Origin of the sequence: Aeromonas sp. Y318-1, assembly GCF_027706125.1 — a bacterium.
In the GTDB taxonomy this organism is placed as follows: Bacteria; Pseudomonadota; Gammaproteobacteria; order Enterobacterales; family Aeromonadaceae; genus Aeromonas; species Aeromonas hydrophila.
Genome location: NZ_JAPDCM010000006.1, coordinates 41063 through 57867, shown reverse-complemented (window position 1 = coordinate 57867; position 16805 = coordinate 41063). Strand labels below are relative to the sequence as shown.

Annotated in this window: 16 protein-coding genes; 8 read left to right on the top strand and 8 right to left on the bottom strand. The window is 59.0% G+C overall.

Features of this window, described 5'->3' with window-relative positions; all coding sequences use genetic code 11:
• Positions 1–55 precede the first annotated feature (55 nt).
• Both OKB87_RS10520 and OKB87_RS10515 read left to right on the top strand, forming a co-directional pair.
• A complete protein-coding gene (locus tag OKB87_RS10520) occupies positions 56–424 on the top strand; it encodes a hypothetical protein (protein ID WP_011705202.1) in 369 nt (122 codons plus the stop codon).
• 137 nt (positions 425–561) lie between these two features.
• Positions 562–2883, top strand: a complete 2322-nt coding sequence (locus OKB87_RS10515) for a YgiQ family radical SAM protein (RefSeq protein ID WP_270827376.1) — start codon at positions 562–564, stop codon at positions 2881–2883.
• A gap of 55 nt (positions 2884–2938) precedes the next feature.
• Here the strand turns inward: OKB87_RS10515 and OKB87_RS10510 are convergent, their stop codons facing one another.
• Both OKB87_RS10510 and OKB87_RS10505 read right to left on the bottom strand, forming a co-directional pair.
• Positions 2939–3826, bottom strand: a complete 888-nt coding sequence (locus OKB87_RS10510) for an HNH endonuclease (protein ID WP_270827375.1) — start codon at positions 3824–3826, stop codon at positions 2939–2941.
• Positions 3823–5397 carry an AAA family ATPase gene (locus OKB87_RS10505; protein WP_270827373.1) on the bottom strand — a complete coding sequence of 525 codons (1575 nt, stop codon included), beginning with the start codon at positions 5395–5397 and terminating at the stop codon, positions 3823–3825. Before OKB87_RS10505 ends, OKB87_RS10510 begins: the two co-directional genes overlap by 4 nt.
• Positions 5398–5787: 390 nt before the next feature.
• On the opposite strand from OKB87_RS10505, the gene OKB87_RS10500 reads away from it, so the two are divergent.
• On the top strand, positions 5788–6003 hold the full coding sequence (locus OKB87_RS10500) for a hypothetical protein (RefSeq protein WP_270827371.1): 216 nt from the start codon (positions 5788–5790) through the stop codon (positions 6001–6003).
• 75 nt (positions 6004–6078) lie between these two features.
• Here the strand turns inward: OKB87_RS10500 and OKB87_RS10495 are convergent, their stop codons facing one another.
• A complete protein-coding gene (locus tag OKB87_RS10495) occupies positions 6079–6513 on the bottom strand; it encodes a hypothetical protein (RefSeq protein WP_270827370.1) in 435 nt (144 codons plus the stop codon).
• Positions 6510–7043 carry a DinB family protein gene (locus tag OKB87_RS10490; RefSeq protein WP_270827369.1) on the bottom strand — a complete coding sequence of 178 codons (534 nt, stop codon included), beginning with the start codon at positions 7041–7043 and terminating at the stop codon, positions 6510–6512. Before OKB87_RS10490 ends, OKB87_RS10495 begins: the two co-directional genes overlap by 4 nt.
• 187 nt (positions 7044–7230) lie before the next feature.
• Here OKB87_RS10490 and OKB87_RS10485 point away from each other — a divergent pair, with 187 nt between their 5' ends.
• The 3 genes from OKB87_RS10485 to aqpZ all read left to right on the top strand — a co-directional run bounded on the left by OKB87_RS10485 (position 7231) and on the right by aqpZ (position 9820).
• Positions 7231–8139 carry a Gfo/Idh/MocA family protein gene (locus OKB87_RS10485; RefSeq protein ID WP_270827367.1) on the top strand — a complete coding sequence of 303 codons (909 nt, stop codon included), beginning with the start codon at positions 7231–7233 and terminating at the stop codon, positions 8137–8139.
• Between the two features lie 165 nt (positions 8140–8304).
• Positions 8305–8826, top strand: coding sequence for a crossover junction endodeoxyribonuclease RuvC (ruvC, locus tag OKB87_RS10480; RefSeq protein WP_270827366.1), 522 nt, complete (start codon positions 8305–8307; stop codon positions 8824–8826).
• A gap of 307 nt (positions 8827–9133) precedes the next feature.
• Positions 9134–9820: an aquaporin Z gene (aqpZ, locus tag OKB87_RS10475; RefSeq protein WP_270827365.1), complete on the top strand. Its 687-nt coding sequence runs from the start codon at positions 9134–9136 to the stop codon at positions 9818–9820.
• Between the two features lie 255 nt (positions 9821–10075).
• Here aqpZ and OKB87_RS10470 read toward each other — a convergent pair whose 3' ends face one another.
• From OKB87_RS10470 to OKB87_RS10460, 3 genes are all read right to left on the bottom strand, one after another.
• Positions 10076–10825 (bottom strand): lytic transglycosylase domain-containing protein, encoded by a 750-nt coding sequence (locus OKB87_RS10470; RefSeq protein WP_270827517.1) that lies wholly within the window; start codon positions 10823–10825, stop codon positions 10076–10078.
• 183 nt (positions 10826–11008) lie between these two features.
• A complete protein-coding gene (locus tag OKB87_RS10465) occupies positions 11009–12406 on the bottom strand; it encodes an alpha-amylase family protein (protein ID WP_242522839.1) in 1398 nt (465 codons plus the stop codon).
• A 194-nt stretch (positions 12407–12600) separates the two neighbouring features.
• Positions 12601–13764 carry a M23 family metallopeptidase gene (locus tag OKB87_RS10460; protein WP_270827364.1) on the bottom strand — a complete coding sequence of 388 codons (1164 nt, stop codon included), beginning with the start codon at positions 13762–13764 and terminating at the stop codon, positions 12601–12603.
• Positions 13765–14192: 428 nt separating this feature from the next.
• Between OKB87_RS10460 and OKB87_RS10455 the strand changes: the two genes are divergently transcribed.
• Positions 14193–14672 (top strand): GNAT family N-acetyltransferase, encoded by a 480-nt coding sequence (locus OKB87_RS10455; RefSeq protein WP_011705218.1) that lies wholly within the window; start codon positions 14193–14195, stop codon positions 14670–14672.
• Positions 14673–14676: 4 nt separating this feature from the next.
• Here the strand turns inward: OKB87_RS10455 and OKB87_RS10450 are convergent, their stop codons facing one another.
• Positions 14677–15219: a DUF1439 domain-containing protein gene (locus OKB87_RS10450; RefSeq protein ID WP_026080151.1), complete on the bottom strand. Its 543-nt coding sequence runs from the start codon at positions 15217–15219 to the stop codon at positions 14677–14679.
• Positions 15220–15316: 97 nt separating this feature from the next.
• Between OKB87_RS10450 and cls the strand changes: the two genes are divergently transcribed.
• Positions 15317–16798, top strand: coding sequence for a cardiolipin synthase (gene cls, locus OKB87_RS10445; RefSeq protein WP_011705220.1), 1482 nt, complete (start codon positions 15317–15319; stop codon positions 16796–16798).
• The last annotated feature ends 7 nt before the right edge of the window (positions 16799–16805 follow it).

Sequence of the window (16805 nt, the reverse complement as noted above, 5' to 3'; positions counted from 1 at the left end):
TGGCATCCTCGGGTAAGCGGGTTAATATATAGCCAGTTTAACGTTGAGGTGAGCTATGTTGCCATCAGCCATTTATGAACCGCTGCCCTTTGCCTATATGGGCAGCGGTTTGCTGTTGTTGGGGATTGCCGATCAGCCGGGGCTGTTGCTGGCCGGGTTGGCATTCTATCTGGCCGGTTCGCTGGCCTGGTTTCGACGCGGCGCCTATCGCCGGCCCGACAAGCAGCAACTGCGAAAGCAGGGTTGGCCGCTTTGGCTCTACGAGAGCCGGCCGTTCGCGCTGATCCTGCTGGGCTTGCTGATGCTGCGCCTGGCCACCCATCCGGTCTTCCTGGCGCCCGCCCTGGTCTGGTGCCTGCTGGGCGGCTATCAGTTGCTGCAGCGCCACTACAACCGCATCGTGCTGGCCCGCGTCCTGGCCTGAGCCGACAATTGACCCGCACTTTTCAGGCGAGCCCCGCTGGCTCGCCTTTTCCGCATCTATCGTAGGGGCAAAAAGCCGTCGCCCCCGCCTTGCTCTGCCGGTATAATGCGCGACCCGAATTGTTCCAGGTGGTCAAAATGCAGCCGGTTACCAACCTCTTCTCCTATCCCCGTTACTGGGCCGAGTGCTACGGCACTGCGCCCTTCCTGCCCATGTCCCGCGCGGAGATGGACAAGCTCGGCTGGGACAGCTGCGACATCGTGCTGGTGACTGGGGACGCCTACGTGGATCACCCGAGCTTCGGCATGGCGGTGATCGGCCGCATGCTCGAATCCCAGGGCTTTCGGGTCGGCATCATCGCCCAGCCGGACTGGTCATCGAAGGATGAATTCATGCGCCTGGGCAAGCCGAACCTGTTCTACGGGGTGACCGCGGGCAACATGGACTCCATGATCAACCGCTACACCGCCGACAAGAAGCTGCGCCACGACGACGCCTACACCCCGGGGGATGTGGGCGGCAAGCGGCCGGACCGCGCCACCCTGGTCTACACCCAGCGCTGCAAGGAAGCCTATAAAGAGGTGCCGGTGGTCATCGGCGGCATCGAGGCATCCCTGCGCCGCATCGCCCACTACGACTACTGGTCCGAGACCATCCGTCGCTCGATCCTGATCGATGCCAAGGCCGACATCCTCATCTACGGCAACGCCGAGCGGCCGTTGATCGAGGTGGCCCACCGCATCGCAGGCGGCGAGACCATCGACACCATGCAGGACATTCGCGGCACCGCCGTGATCCGCAAGGAGCCGCTGCCGGGCTGGCGCGGGGTGGATTCGAGCAAGCTCGACCAGATTGGCCGCATCGATCCCATCCCCAACCCCTATATGGAAGGGGCTCCCTGCGCGGACGATGAAGGTACCGCTCCGGCTGCGCAGGAGGCCAAGCCCATCCTGGTACAACCCCCTAAGCAAAAGCCGTGGGAGCTGACCTACGTCAAGCTGCCGGCGTTCGAGCGGGTGAAGGAAGACAAGGTGCTCTACGCCCATGCGTCGCGCATCCTGCACCACGAGACCAACCCGGGCTGCGCCCGCGCGCTCTCACAGGCCCACGGCGATCGCATCATCTGGGTCAACCCGCCCGCCTTCCCGCTCGAAACCGACGAGATGGACGGGGTATTCGGCCTGCCTTACCAGCGGGTGCCGCACCCGGCCTATGGCAACGCGAAGATCCCGGCCTACGACATGATCAAGACCTCGGTCAACATCATGCGCGGCTGCTTTGGCGGCTGCTCCTTCTGCTCCATCACCGAGCACGAGGGGCGCATCATCCAGAGCCGCTCGGAAGAGTCGATCTTGAAAGAAATCGAAGAGATCCGCGACAAGGTGCCGGGCTTTACCGGCGTCATCTCGGATCTGGGCGGCCCCACCGCCAACATGTACAAGTTGCGCTGCAAGAGCCCCAAGGCCGAGCAGACCTGTCGGCGCGCCTCCTGCGTCTGGCCGACCATCTGCCCGCACATGGACACCGACCACAGCCCGACCATCAACCTCTACCGCAAGGCGCGCGACCTCAAGGGCATCAAGAAGATCCTGATCGCCTCCGGCGTGCGTTACGACATCGCGGTGGAAGATCCGCGCTACATCAAGGAGCTGGCCAAGTACCACGTCGGCGGCTACCTCAAGATCGCGCCGGAACACACCGAAGAGGGCCCGCTCTCCAAGATGATGAAGCCGGGCATGGGCAGCTACTACAGCTTCAAGGAGCTGTTCGACAAGTACTCCAAAGAGGCGGGCAAGCAGCAGTACCTGATCCCCTACTTCATCTCCGCCCACCCGGGCACCACGGATGAGGACATGGTGAACATGGCGCTCTGGATTAAAGCAAACCGCTTCAAGCTCGATCAGGTGCAGAACTTCTACCCGTCGCCGCTCGCCAACGCCACCACCATGTATTACACCGAGAAAAACCCGCTGAACAAGGTGAGCCGCCAGGGCGGGGACGTGTTCGTGGTGAAAGGGGAGCGTCGCCGTCGCCTGCACAAGGCGCTGCTGCGCTATCACGATCCGGCTGGCTGGCCGATGATCCGCGAAGCCCTGCTGGAGATGGGCAAGGGCCATCTCATCGGTAACGGCCCCGACTGCCTGGTGCCGCCGGAAGGGCGTGGCGAAGCCAAGGCCGAGCGCAGCCGCAGCAAGGGCCTGAAACCTGCCCTGACCCGCCACAGTGCCATCACCCATCAGCGCAGCAATGGGGCTGGCAACAAGGCCGCCCGCAGCGAGGCCAGTGCAGGGAATGCCCCGGCAGCCAGCAGAAACGGCGGCAAGGGGGGCAATGGCAAACCCGCTCACAAAGGTAAGGCCCCGACCCGCGCAGGCTCTGCCAAGCCTGGTGCCAAACCTGCCACTCAAGGCGGCAAGCCCGCGGCAAAAGGGAATGGTGCCAAGCGACCGGCTCGGTAATATTCTTGATTGGGATATTGTTGGAAATAAACTGGCGACCAGTTGGTCGCCTTTTTCATCTTTCAAAGAAATCGGGCGAGTTGGCTAAACACTGGTACATTACTTTTTTCCAGTGATTAGGGAATTGATCTGAACTTATAATGGGTTGAAGGTTAGCTGTAACAAATGCATTTCTTATTGCTTGTGGTGTAGCACGTGCATTAAAGCTGAGAATTACATTTGTAAAAGCATTTCTTTGGTCGATTACTTCACTTAGGTGTTTTCCTGCCTCTAAGCAGTATCGGCTTGCTAAATTTAAACTATTGAAGTGGTTTGTAGCCCTATTTTTGTCTTCTAGACTCCAAGCCGCTGGGCAGCGTACGTAATAACGTAGAGCACCGTCATCTTCATTAATGTATTCTGCAAAAACCCATTGCTCTTGATAATATATGCTTTTATCAATATATGGGTGGATGGCTTGTTCATCTTCGCGAGTTGCATAATTTTCCCCCTTTTCACCCATGTTACAGTCACGACAAGAAGGAACTAGGTTAAGCGGCATAACTGAGAATTCAGGAAAATGAGCTTTGGGCAAAAAGTGGTCAAGGTTTTTCGTGTGACCAATATCGCCACAAAATGGGCAACGCTCTCCAGAAGATACTAGTAATGAATCGTAGTAATTTCTCGCAGGCTTATTCTTATTTCTCAAGTTGTTTTCATATAAGTTCAGTAGCTTTGATTTAGTAAGGTGGCCAACAACTTGTGTCGTGTCAGTTAAAGGATTAATTTTGGGGTAAGTGTATAATTTCCCATATATACTTAGCATTCTATATTGCTGCTCTTTCGCTTGGAAAATTGGAAATGCAGAAATGAAGTTATTACGAACATTTACTTGTTCCATTCCTTCAGAACACTTGGTTAACATGTCATTAAAGGATATATTAGGAAGGCTTAGTTTTTTCATTGTAATTTTCCTGCCTCCCTATTTAAAACCATAGCTTTTAAGACGGTCCGACCTTCAAGTCCAATTTGCCCGTTGTATTCAGACAAAATATCCTCATATGATGCGCCTGAATCAACAGACTTAGTTAATAAAGAATGATATCCAGAATTGGCGACCTCTAGTGCAAAAACTTCACGTGTTAATACACCCAAATTTTCTCCAAACGTTTCTATCTCTGGTCTCTGCGCACTTATGACTTCTCTTGAACGTATAACCTTCCAAACGCAAGACTTTGGTATTTCTTGAAGCACAACTGGGGAGTGTGTAGCAATTATTGCGACCCCATTTTTGATGTAAAGTAGATCGCTTAAAGTCCGCAGAAATGCGGATAGAAGAGGTGGGTGTAGATGTCCTTCTGGCTCGTCCAACAATACAAGAGATTTTTCACCTACTGTATCCACTAATTTAGTTATCGTAAATAGTACGATCGCATGTCCTGAACTCATACGACGTAAGTAATTATGAATATCATGGTAAAACAAATTTTTGAACTGTTCACTGTCAACTTGAATATCAGGATGACTCTGCTTTAAGTTCTGATACCGTGTATTAAGAATACTTAACCCCATGTTTTCGAAATTCTGGTCACTACTTAATTTGTATATCGCTTCGAGCCAAATTTTATTCTTATCTTTATTACGTAAACAGCCTGTTAGCGCAGAAACAAAATCTTTACGTAGGTCTTCTAAAGAATTAAGACCGTTGTTGTCTCTGTTTTTTAGGCCAATATAAAAGTACTTCGTACCTTTCGCAGGGTCTGTTTGTTCTTTAGGTGGTGTAAATGGGTCAAAGGCACTAAAAGATACTGATATCAGAGAGCGGAAATAACCTGTAGGGATTCTTGATCCTTCCAATAAAGAACCATACTCAGTAAAGTAGCAGTTTTCATCGTTAGGGTTAGCGATTGCATTGATCATCCCATTTAAGATAGTCGTTTTACCACACCCGTTCCGGCCAATAAATGCATGGATGTTAGTGCTTGGGATAGAACCTACGTTTACTTTAAAGGGTATTTGTAGGTTACAAAATCCCTCTAAACCATTTCGCACAAAATTGAAGTCAAAATTAGATAATTCAGCTAATCCAGCTAAAACTCGCGAAAACTGACCATGAACATCTGATAAGGTGATACCACGGAAAAGAGAAGTATTTAAAACTTCCTCATCTTCAATAGTTTTTATTTTTTCTGGTTTGTATACGATATCTTGAAGCGCTACCAAAATGGCTTCTTTAAACGCATAACTCAGCTGATTTAGGTTTTTATAGTAATCAATATCAGTACCTAAGGAAAAATATTGTTCACCTAATAAGGAAAATTGATTACCCAGTGTTTTGTGTGTGCTTATCTCGGTAGTTTGTCCCTTAAAGGCTATTTTTACGTTACCAATATCATGTTTTATTCCTTTCTCATCGAATACCATCAGATAGAACATTGTGACAAAGGAATAATCATTCCAATGATCGATTTTCAGAAAGGCAGTGTTAACTGAGTGAAATGTATTTTCATTTCTACCAAGAACTACAAATTTCATCTCTAAATCCTACTTATAAACTATCAGGAATCTGGGACACCCACCTTTCTGTATGGGGCGTAACGCCACCAAATCCCGCGCTACCGTCCGTGGATTACAGCTTCCAATATGCCTCATTGGCCGCGCTGGCAACAACCCATCGCAGCTCAACAGGTTCTGGATGGCTATGGTAAGCCAAACGAAACTGTCTGGGCGAGCCTTAAAGTGATGTAACCATCAGAATCTCATCGTTTTTTGAACAAGATCAGCAAATGGATTTGAAAGGGCATATGTGGCTATTTTCATTTCCCCAAAAGATGGCTGTCCTCATCAGGGGAGGCTTTGTTATCTTGCCGGGGATATCCAGGGGCGATAGGTGCCTCTTTATCTCATTCCAACAGGAGCAATCAGATGGCGTTAAAGGCGCGATCCCGCAGGGAGAAGGTGGGCAGCGGCCTTGGGCTGCTGCTCGGGATCATCGGCTTCAATCTGCTGGTGCCTTTTTTCTTTGAAAAACAGGTGGGTTTTGATGGCAACCAGATGCTCTGGGCCGCCGTGACGGCGCTGGTCTGCTCCGAGCTAGGAGCCAGAGTGGGCAAGTGGCTGGATCGCAGAGAGCAATCTTGACGGGGTTTCCCGAGTCATCAGGCAAACAGCTGTCACCTGGCCAGGGGGCAGCAAAGCGCTCCGCTTTATTGCCCCTTATTGCCACACTTCCTGCCCCTTGGCATTGAGCAGGGTGTGGAACAGATAGTGATCGTCCCGGTCGTAATAGACGGTGAGGGTGTGCTGCTCGGTGTAGTCCGCCGCCACGCTGGCCACCGTCATGGGTATCAGGATCAGCTCACCCAGCCCCATTGTCACGGCGCTCGCCGTGGCTTGGCCATTGCCGTCACCGCGCTTGTGGATCTTGCCGAGCACGGTAAAGCGATCGCAGCCCTGCACCTTATCCTCGGTCAGAAAGGCGGCCTGCTGGCAGAGCTGGGGGTCACCCAGCTCGGCGCGAATGGTCGCGCGGGTCTCCCCCGCTGTCAGGGTGTTGCGAAAGCGCCCCGAATAGTGATCGATGGCGGCGGCGCAGCCACTTAGCAGGCCGATCAGCAGCAGCGGTGCGAGCCGCAGACAGGCGCGTTTCATGGGCGGGCCTTGTCATCTTCCTGGGCTGCATCGCCCCGCCGCCCGGGTTCGCTGCGATGCAAAAAGGTGGTCAGGGTATCGCGCGGCGGCGTGATGCCGCACTGCACCAGGATCCGCCCGATCGCCCCCCTGTGATAGCCGCCGTGGGTCACCAGGTGCAGCAGCATCTCGGCGCGGCTCATCTGCCCCCTGTCGCCATCCACGAAGCTGAACGAGAGCACGGCCTCGCCATCTACCTGGCTCAAGTCGGCAACGTAATCCAGATACCAGGCATCCAGCTTGCCGATGGCGCTGCGCAGCATCGCCAGGGTCGGCGTTTCCGGGGTATTGGTGGCACTGAAGCCGTGGTGTTCCCCCAGCAGATTGGCCTTGAAGATGGCATCGACCACATGGATATGGTTGAAGATGCGCAGGGCCGTGTGGTGCGCCTCGCCATCTTGCGCGGCATCCAGGGTGGCGAGGGCATCCAGCAGTTCGCCATCGGCCCAGGCCTTGTAGCGAAACAACGAGAGCAGGGTTGAGCTTGGCATGGCACTCCTTGGCGCGTCTTGTGTCCAAAAGCGGGCATCTTAGCCAGATGGAGCCAAAAATGACACTCCCCGGGCAGAGGGGGCGATTGGGCCAGCCATCGGCTGTGTCCTGGTCGGCGGGGATGCTACCCTGTCAGCCGTTGCCGGATAAAACGGCGCCCATAACCCGCCGCCACAAGGAGTCCCCATGCGCATTGCCCTCGTAGGCCTTGGCGATATCGCCCAGAAGGCTTATCTGCCGCTGCTCGCGAGCGACGAGCGAGTCACCCCGCTGCTCTGTACCCGCAATCCAGCGGTATTGGCTAAGCTGGCCCGCCAGTACCGGATATCCGAGTGCTTTACCGAGGTGGAGGCGTTGCTGGCTAGCCGCCCGGATGCGGTGATGATCCATGCCGCCACCGCGGTGCACTTCGCGTTGGCCGAACAATGTCTGCGGGCAGGCATCCCCACCTTTGTGGACAAACCGCTCTGCTTTGATTACGCCGAGGTAGAGGCGCTCGCCAATCTCGCCATCGCGCAGGATTGCCCGCTCTTTGTGGGCTTCAACCGCCGCTATCTGCCCGCCATGAGCGCCGCCCGGGCGCAGCCTCTCACCGAGCTGCAGTGGCAGAAACATCGCCACGCCCTGCCTGGGCTGCCACGCCAGTTCCTGTTCGACGACTTTATCCATGTGCTCGACAGCCTCTGCTTCTACGGCGGCGTGCCGGACGGGGATCTTCATGCCGTGCTGCGGCGCAGTGCGCAGGATCCGGACATGCTGGTGAGCGCGAGCGTGGCCTGGCAGAGCGGGCAGGTGGCGGTGAGCGGCAGCATGAACCGCAGCGCCGGCATCACGGAGGAGCGCATCGACGCCTATGGCGACAACCTCTCCCTGCATATCGAGAACTGCACCCGGGGCACGTGCGCGCGGGACAAGGCCGTGCAGACCCTGGCTCCGGACGACTGGCAGCCGGTGCTGGCGAGCCGGGGTTTCGTGGCGATGCTCGATCACTGGTATGGGCAGGTTGAGCTGGGTCGGGCCGACGGGGCGTTGATTGAGAGCTATCTGCACGGCCACCGGCTGGCGGAGCGACTGGTGGCCCTGGCGGGGGAGTGACCCCGTCGCAACCGGCCGGCATAACTGGCCAGAGAAGCGGCAGACCACTGTACAAGATGGCGCATCCCTGCGCAGTCAGGCGACCTGGGCGCTGCCGCGCGAGCCAAGCGGGGGCGAGTTTGCTATCTTGGCCGCCATGAACAGCCTTCAACACAGCAGAGTCTCATGAGCATTATCTTGGGGATCGACCCCGGCTCCCGGATCACCGGTTACGGCGTCATCCGCATCGTCTCCGGCAAGGCGCAGTACCTGGGGTCGGGCTGCATCCGTACCGATCTGGGCGAGCTGCCGTCCCGCCTCAAGCAGGTTTACGACGGGGTGAGCGAGATCATCACCCAGTTCAAGCCGGACGAGTTTGCCATCGAGCGGGTCTTTATGGCCCGCAACGCGGATTCGGCGCTCAAGCTCGGCCAGGCCCGTGGCAGCGCCATAGTCGCGGCGGTCAATGCCAGCTTGCCGGTGAGCGAGTACTCGGCGACCCAGATCAAGCTGGCGGTGGTGGGCACCGGCGGCGCGGGCAAGGAGCAGGTGCAGCACATGGTGATGCACCTGCTCAAGCTCTCGGCCACCCCCCAGGCGGATGCGGCGGACGCCCTCGGGGTGGCGCTCTGCCACTTCCATACCCGTCAGAGCCTGATCCGGATGGCGGGCCAGGCCAGCGGTTCGGTGCGCGGACGTTATCGCTGAGCCCGGTGCTCCGCCTTGGCAGAGTGCGAGAGAAGGGTGAGCCAGATGCCGGCGCCTGCTGGCAAAAGCGCTGATTGAGTCACGATTTGTCGCACCTCCTCAGGGGACTCCCATGAGAAAGCCCCATGGGGCGAGACAGGTTCTTTCTACCTAATCAACAACTTGTGATTAAGATCACACATTCCCCCTGGTGTGGGCCGGCTTCGCCTTGTGCCGCCACACTCCCATAATATGGCGCCTGTTTAATAACAGTGTTCGTATGAGCCTTTCCTGGCTCCTGTGTTAGTCATCATGGGGAGAGACAAGAGTGAAACCTTTTGCTGCTGAATTTATGGGGACCTTCTGGCTGGTGCTGGGGGGCTGCGGCAGCGCCGTGCTGGCCGCCGCGTTTCCGAACGTGGGGATCGGCCTGCTGGGCGTGGCCCTGGCGTTCGGTCTGACCGTGCTGACCATGGCCTATGCCATCGGTCATATCTCCGGCTGCCACCTGAACCCGGCCGTGACCGTCGGGCTCTGGGCCGGTGGTCGTTTCCCGGCTTCCAACGTGCTGCCCTACATAGTGGCTCAGGTGCTTGGCGGGATCGCGGCGGGTGGCGTGCTCTATGTCATTGCCAGCGGGCAAGCGAGTTTTGATGTGAGCGCCGGTTTTACCTCCAACGGTTATGGCGAGCACTCCCCCGGCGGCTACAGCCTGCTGGCGGCCCTGGTGTGTGAAGTGGTGATGACCGGCTTCTTCCTGTTCGTCATCATGGGCGCCACCGACAGCCGTGCCCCGGCCGGGTTCGCGCCCATCGCCATCGGCCTGTGCCTGACCCTCATTCACCTCATCAGCATTCCGGTGACCAACACCTCGGTCAACCCGGCGCGCAGCACGGGTGTGGCGCTGTTCGTGGGTGACTGGGCCATCGGCCAGCTCTGGCTGTTCTGGGTTGCCCCCATCGTCGGTGCCACTCTGGGTGCATTGGCCTATCGTGTGATCGCCACGAAAGAGTGATGTGTTGCTAAACAACGTGTGGTATCGACACGCCCCCGGGCGTGTTTTTTCGTTTCTGGCGGGCACGAAAATGGGCCGCAAGGGCCCGCAGGGTTGTTTGGTCGTCGGCAAGAGGGGAGAGGCTTACAATCCCTTGGCGTTCAGCATGTCCTTATAGCGCTGGTGCAGCAGCGGCACCCGCTCCACACATAGGCATAGGTGCGGGTTTCGGCCATATGGGAGGGAGTGCCACCTTGTTTGTGGCTTGCCAAGGGTTTACAACCCTTTGGCGCTCAGCATGTCCTTGTAGCGCTGGCGCAGCAGTTGCACCCGCTCTACGTAGGCGCGGGTTTCGGCATAAGGGGGGATGCCCCCATGTTTTTGCACCGCGCCGGCGCCGGCGTTGTAGGCCGCAGTGGCCAGTGCCACGTTACCGCCATACTGCTTGAGCAGCCCCGCCAGGTATTTCACCCCGCCGAAGATGTTCTGCTCCGCCAGCAGGGCGTTGCCCACTCCCAGCTCCCGCGCCGTGGCCGGCATCAGCTGGGTCAGCCCCATGGCCCCCTTGCGAGACACAGCCAGCGGGTTGAAGGCGGACTCGGCGTGGATCAGCGCCCGAATGAGGGCCGGCTCCACCTGATAGGCCTTGGCCGCCGCCTGGATGGTGCTGGCGTAGTCATAGAGAAACAGCCCCGTGGTGTGCCAGTTGACCTTGGAGTCGGGGTCGCAGGCGTAGCAGTCGTTGAACAGCAGCAGCTCGTAGTGACCCTGCTCCGGCATCATGTCGGAGTAGCGCACCACGCCGTTTTTCTGTACCGACTTGTAGACCAGGATCTGGCGAGTGCCGGGCGGCAGCGAGGGGCTGGCCGGCTCGGGGGGCGGCAGCACCCCCGGGGTGTGCAGGGTGACGGGGGGCGCCGCGGGGGGCGGTGCCGGCGGCTCGGCGGTGAGGATCACCACCTCGGCCGGGGCGGGTGTCTGGCTCCAGCCGGGTGCGGAAAACAGCGGGATCAATCCCATCAACATCCATGCTTTCAACGGCTTGCTCCTTCAGCCTCGGTAGCCTTGTTGAGTAAAGCATCACGGCGTGGGCAGAACAAGCCCGCCCTGACCGACCCGTGCACTCGGCCAAGAAAATAGCGGCGACAGAGTAAATACAGAGTAAATAAAGAGGCCGCCCAGTGGCGGCCTCGCGCGGCAGTGGCCGGTTTACTCCTGCAGCCAGAGGCGGGCGCTGCGGGCGGGAATGGCGACCCGCACCCACTGGCTCTGCACGTTGACCACGGCATTTTGGTCGAGCACGTCCCGGTAGTTGCGATACCAGTTCATCTCGAATTTGGCGGTATCGAGCCAGTACTCCTGCTCGTAGTCACACTTGTTGATGCCGACCAGGCCCTGCTTGCCGCGCTTGAACAGCACGAAGCAGTCGCCGCTGCCGATCAGCTGCATGGGCTGGCCCTGCACCGCGTTGTGGAAGCGGATCATCCCCTTGAGGTCGCTGCGCAGGTAATAGTCCTGCCAGCGCAGCCCGTCCTTGGCCTGGGTCTCGCCGTGATCCGAATAGACCAGCGGCGAGCCGCCGTCGCGACCGAGCAGGTAGGCATAGGCCAGCTTCTCGTCGGTCGGGTTCAGGATCTGGTAGCGAAAGCCATCGTTGGTGGGGATGTCGTGGGTGATGGCAAAGGTGACCGCCCGGCTGCCCGGCAGCGCCTGACCGTAGGCCCCCGGATCCGCCAGCTGGTTCATGCTGCCGCCATAGCCGAGCGCCCCGCGCAGGGAGGCAAACAGCGGGAAGTCATAGGCGCCCTGACCGCTGCTGTCGAGATAGGGCTTGAGGAAGCGCTCGTAATCGTTGCTGCCGGCGCCGCCGGTGGTGATCACCTCGCCAAACACGTGCATCCCCTGCTTTATCTCGGGGGTGAACACGGCGTTGATCTGGTAATCGCTCATGTGCTTGACCGCATCGACCCGAAAGCCCTTGATCCCCATCCCCTTGAGCGCCTTGAGGTAGGCTTGCTGCTGGCTCACCACCCAGTTGTTGGGGTCAAGGTCCGGCAGCCCCTTGTCGCCCGCTCCGCCGCACAGCCGCCAGTACTGTACGTTGCCCGGATCGTTCCAGTCGCTGATGCACCCTTCCGGGTGGAAGTCCTGACTGGCGAGCAAGTTCTGGCCCAGATCGCCAAACAGCTTCTGCCGCTCGAAGTAGCCGGGGTTGGCGGCATAGCTTTGCAGCAGCTCGTTGCCGGGGTAGTTGAGATCGCTGCGTTTCCAGCTCTCGTTGGCCATGTGGTTGAGCACCACGTCCGCATAGACCGCGATGCCCCGCGCCTGCATGGCGGCGATCAGCTGTTCGAGATCCTGCTTGTTGCCAAGGGGGGTGTCGATGAGGCGCAGATCCTGGGGTTGGTAGCGTGCCCACCACTCGTTGCCCGATGACTTGAGGGGTGGCGAGATGAGCACCTGTTTGTAGCCGGCGGCCTTGATGAGATCGGCCTTGGCGGTGACTTCACTGTATTTCCAGTTGAAGGCGTGCAGTATGACGTCGGCATGTGCCAAAGGAGCGATCAGCATGCCTGCGATCGCCCAGATTCCCGCTGTGTGTTTCATTATTGTCAGTCCTTGTTTTGGGTGCCCAGATGGGCACCCAGAGCCTCACACCGGCCTGTCTGGCCAGCAATCGCCTAGCGGCGATTTTGTGAGCACTTTCAAAGCGGACTGTGCGGATCTGTGACGGCTTGCAAAAAACCGCGCAGGCCGCGTCATTACTGACTTTTCAATCACTTCACCGGGCTTTTTTCGGCTCAGTCAACCCCGTTGTTGTAGAGCGGCTGCCAGGCGCAGTAGCGCTGGCCATTGCGCTGGTTGTAGAGCCAGAAGCGGTTGCAGTTGTCGTCGTAGTTGCTGGCGCCGATGTTGACGGCATAGCTGCTCAGCCGCTGCCCCTGCAGGGACTGGAACACCCCGTTGTAGAGCAGGGAGAAGTGCAGGTGCGGGCCGGTGGAGGAGCCGCCCTCGCACAGTGCCTCGTTGCGGTTGCTGGCATAGGTGCCGATGGGGGTGTCGGCGGCCACGTAGTCGCCGCTGCGCACCGAGATCCCGCTCATGTGGTAGTAGTTGGTGGCCCAGCCGTTGGGGGCGGTGACGCGCACCTGGCAGCGGGAGAAGACGGTGACGGTGCCGCTGTTGGCGGCGGTGACCGTGTAGGTGGCGCCGCCCCAGCCCGGCCAGTCGTAGGAGACATCGATGGAGGAGTAGGGGTAGCCGGAGCCGGTATGGGAGTGGGCGCCATTGGCCTTCCAGCTATAGCCCTGGCGCCAGGGCAGCTGGAACTGGCCGCCGGCCAGCGGTGCGGCGGGCGCGGCTGCGCCGCCCCTGGGGGAGGTCATGGCATCCTGGCCGAACAGGGTCCGCCACTGCTCACCGAGCTGGCGCTGCATTGACGTGCTCAGCAGACTGGCAATGGCGGCCTGGTGCGCGGCCTGCGGCGCCAGGGCGGGGGCGCTGCGCTGCATGAGGTTTTGTTGGGCGCGGGCCTGATAGAAGCGCTCGGAGAGCTGGCGCGCCATCAGCTCCAGCTGGTTGTCAAAGCCCCTGGCCTTGACCAGCCTGGCGAACGGCGCCGCCATGGCCTGCTCGGAGGGAGCCGAAATGAGCTGGCTGCTCGCCTCCATCAGGGCCAGCAGCAGCTGGGGGTTGAGGCTGGTGATGCCGCTCCAGTGCAGGATCACCTCCTCTTTGGGCAACAGGTGGGGCGCCTGTTGCAGCAAAAAGTCGTGCAGATCGAAGGCCATGGCCGCCTCGCCGAACACGAAGTGGGCCTCATCCAGGGGGAGGGCCGGGGTCTGACTGGCGGCAAGCTGCTGCGCCGTGAAGTGATAGGGGGCAAGCGGGGCATGGATGTCGCCGGCCCAGCCAGCGGCGGGAAGCAGGGCCAGCATCAGCAGGGAGGGGATCGGTCTGGACATGATAACTCCTTGGCAAAGTGGTGAGGTGTCGGTGTGGGGGTGGACCCATGCGGGCAACAACAGCGCGAGGCTATGCCAAGGCTTCACCATAGGGGCAAATACCAAGGTTGCTATTCAAATGGGGCTTTTTATACAGGGGGATAGCGGCATTTGTTTGTTAACAAATGTTTACGAAAATGGTTTGTAGAGCCAAATCAGTGAGTTGCGGGCCAAGAAATGGCGGGCAGCCGTAAAGGGCGGGGAAGAGGCGCAAACAGTGTCTGCCACTGGCTTGCCGTGATAGGATCGCCACTGGCCAGACCGGCTGACGGCATGTTAAAAATTATGCAACTCGGTGTGGTTATTGGCTTTTTTGTTATTAAAAGCCGTGATATCGTCAATCTGGTCGGATCTCTGCGACCGACATCAATGTATGAGGACCGGGCCGAATGGCCATGGATGGAACGGGTGTGATAGGCAAGCGGGCGATGGAACTCACGTTCGAAGAGTACTGTGATGCAGACCTTTCCCTGATCAGGGATTACTACGAAACCACTTTCTCCCACTATGTGCCGGATCTGGCCGAGCGGATCTTCGTGGTGCGCGACGCCCACTGGCTGGTGGGAGCCGTGCGCCTGCGCGACGAACAGGATTACTACCACCTGTGCGGTTTTCGTCTGCTGCCCCACTACCAGTCGCTGGGACTGGGCTCGCGCCTGTTGCAGCACGCCTGCAACGATCTGCAGGACAAACCTGTGGTGTGTCAGGCCTTGCCGTTTGAAAAGCCGTTCTACCTCAAGGCCGGCTTCGCCGACCTGCCCTTGCATGAACTGGAGGGGCCGCTCTTCTCGCTGTATGACCAGCAGCGCGAACAGGGTTACCAGATCGAGCTGCTGGTGCGCCAGGCCAAGGCCCCGGTCTACAACTGACGACTCACTGGGGCTTGGTCAACAGATGGATCTTGCCCGGTGACAGCTCCAGCCCCAACAGATTCTCCTTCAGCCAGGCCTGGTTCGGATCCTTGTCGTTGAGCCGATAGACCGGCTGGGTCTCCAGCCGCTTCTCCATGCTCTGCAGCAGCATGCCGAGCATGAAACCGAACTTCTGCTGCGCCGCCTCCGGCTCCAGCTTGTATTCAATCAATTTCATGTTGTCGAGGAACAGCGCGCTCTGCGCCTTGTCGTAACGCGGTCTCGCCTCATAGGTCATGTTCAGCCGCGCGTCGTACTCGGTCTGATCCGGCAGGGCGATCTTGAGCTTGCCCTTGCCATAGACCCGGGCGGTGTCCGGGCTCTGGCGCCCGATCTGGACATCGCTCTGTTCTAGTTGCACATGAGCCTTGATGATGCCGGGCAGCTCCAGCTGTTTGTTCACTTGCACCTGGGATTGCAGGTACTGGTTTATCTGTTGCTCATTGATGTCATATGAGCCTTGACCTAGCATGGCCAGACTGAGCAGCATAGATTGCAGGATCATGCTAACGACCTGATAGAATGGGTGTGTTTTACAGCATACCATCCTGGCTTCGCGGGATCTGCCCACCGCATTTCACTCGTCTGTAAAAGGAGTTCTCGTGATCAACGGTCTGGAGCACGACATCCAACTGCTGTTTTCCCAGTTCCTCGGCTGGTTGCTGCTGCTGTTTCACACCGTGATCGTGGCGGGGGTCTCCTTTCGGGTGGTGATGAAGCGGCGCCCCATCGGGGTCTCGCTGGCCTGGCTCGCCCTCATCTATGCCATCCCGTTTGCCGGGGTCGGCTTCTACGTGTTGTTCGGCGAGATCCGCCTCGGCCGGCGCCGCGCCGAGCGGGCGCAGGCCATGTACCGCCCTTACGCCATCTGGATCCGCCAGCTGGCCCGGCTCTTCCCCCAGCACTGCTGCGAGGTGGGGGAGAAGGCCCAGCCGCTGCACGATCTGATCCAGGGCCGGCTGGCCATGCCCATGCTCTCCGGCAACCGGATGACGCTGCTGAGCAAGCCGGAAGCCATCCTGCGCGAGATAGTGCGCGACATCCGCCAATCCTCCCAGTCCTGCTACCTGGAGTTCTACATCTGGCACCCGGGCGGCGACACCGACGAGGTGTGTGAAGCCTTAATGGAAGTGGCGGCGCGCGGCGTGGATTGTCGCTTGCTGCTCGATTCCATGGGCAGCAAGACCTTCTTTCGCTCGTCCTGGCCGAAAAAGCTGCGCAAGGCCGGGGTCAAGCTGGTGGAGGTGCTGCCGGTCGGGGCCTGGCGCATTCCGTTCCAGCGCCAGGACCTGCGCATGCACCGCAAGCTGGTGGTGATCGACGACCGGGTCGGTTACACCGGCTCCATGAACATGGTGGATCCCCGCTTCTTCAAGCAGAACGCCGGGGTCGGCCAGTGGGTCGACATCATGATCCGGGTGCAGGGGCCCATGGTGCCGCTGATGTGGTCCATCTTCGTCTGGGACTGGGAGATGGAGACCGGCGAGCGGCTGCTCGACAGCCTGCAGCACGAGCCGGAGGCCTGGCCCCAGAGCAACTACCGGGCCCAGCTAATTCCATCCGGCCCCTTCGTCGGCGGCGACTGCATCCAGCAGAGCCTGCTGCTGGCCATCTACCAGGCCCGCCACCATCTGGTGCTGACTACCCCCTACTTCGTGCCGGACGATCCGCTGGCGGCGGCGCTCTCCTCGGCGGCGGCCCGCGGCGTGCAGGTGCAGCTGGTGCTGCCGGCGCGCAACGACTCCCTGATGGCCAATTACGCCTGCAACGCCTTCATGGAGGAGCTGCTGGAGGCGGGGGTGGAGGTCTATCGCTACGACGCCGGCCTGCTGCACACCAAGAGCGTGCTGGTGGATGACGACTTCGCCCTGGTGGGTACGGTCAACCTGGACCGGCGCAGCCTCTGGCTCAACTTCGAGGTGACCCTGCTCATCGACAACCCGGTGTTCGTCGCCGAGATGACCCAGCTGGTGCAGGGCTACATGATAGAGGCGACCCCCATGTCGCTGGCCAAGTGGCGGGCACGTCCCTGGTACAAGAAGGTGATGGAGAACATGTTCTACCTGTTCAGCCCCTTGTTGTGACATCACT

Excerpts from the sequence above, each read along its gene's own strand:
- OKB87_RS10500 (WP_270827371.1), top strand. The coding sequence starts at position 5,788 with ATGGCGTTAAAGGCGCGATCCCGCAGGGAGAAGGTGGGCAGCGGCCTT.
- OKB87_RS10515 (WP_270827376.1), top strand. The coding sequence starts at position 562 with ATGCAGCCGGTTACCAACCTCTTCTCCTATCCCCGTTACTGGGCCGAG.
- OKB87_RS10510 (WP_270827375.1), bottom strand. The coding sequence starts at position 3,826 with ATGAAAAAACTAAGCCTTCCTAATATATCCTTTAATGACATGTTAACC.
- OKB87_RS10455 (WP_011705218.1), top strand. The coding sequence starts at position 14,193 with ATGGCCATGGATGGAACGGGTGTGATAGGCAAGCGGGCGATGGAACTC.
- OKB87_RS10490 (WP_270827369.1), bottom strand. The coding sequence starts at position 7,043 with ATGCCAAGCTCAACCCTGCTCTCGTTGTTTCGCTACAAGGCCTGGGCC.
- OKB87_RS10470 (WP_270827517.1), bottom strand. The coding sequence starts at position 10,825 with ATGTTGATGGGATTGATCCCGCTGTTTTCCGCACCCGGCTGGAGCCAG.
- OKB87_RS10495 (WP_270827370.1), bottom strand. The coding sequence starts at position 6,513 with ATGAAACGCGCCTGTCTGCGGCTCGCACCGCTGCTGCTGATCGGCCTG.
- OKB87_RS10505 (WP_270827373.1), bottom strand. The coding sequence starts at position 5,397 with ATGAAATTTGTAGTTCTTGGTAGAAATGAAAATACATTTCACTCAGTT.
- OKB87_RS10460 (WP_270827364.1), bottom strand. The coding sequence starts at position 13,764 with ATGTCCAGACCGATCCCCTCCCTGCTGATGCTGGCCCTGCTTCCCGCC.
- OKB87_RS10520 (WP_011705202.1), top strand. The coding sequence starts at position 56 with ATGTTGCCATCAGCCATTTATGAACCGCTGCCCTTTGCCTATATGGGC.
- OKB87_RS10485 (WP_270827367.1), top strand. The coding sequence starts at position 7,231 with ATGCGCATTGCCCTCGTAGGCCTTGGCGATATCGCCCAGAAGGCTTAT.
- ruvC (WP_270827366.1), top strand. The coding sequence starts at position 8,305 with ATGAGCATTATCTTGGGGATCGACCCCGGCTCCCGGATCACCGGTTAC.
- OKB87_RS10450 (WP_026080151.1), bottom strand. The coding sequence starts at position 15,219 with ATGATCCTGCAATCTATGCTGCTCAGTCTGGCCATGCTAGGTCAAGGC.
- OKB87_RS10465 (WP_242522839.1), bottom strand. The coding sequence starts at position 12,406 with ATGAAACACACAGCGGGAATCTGGGCGATCGCAGGCATGCTGATCGCT.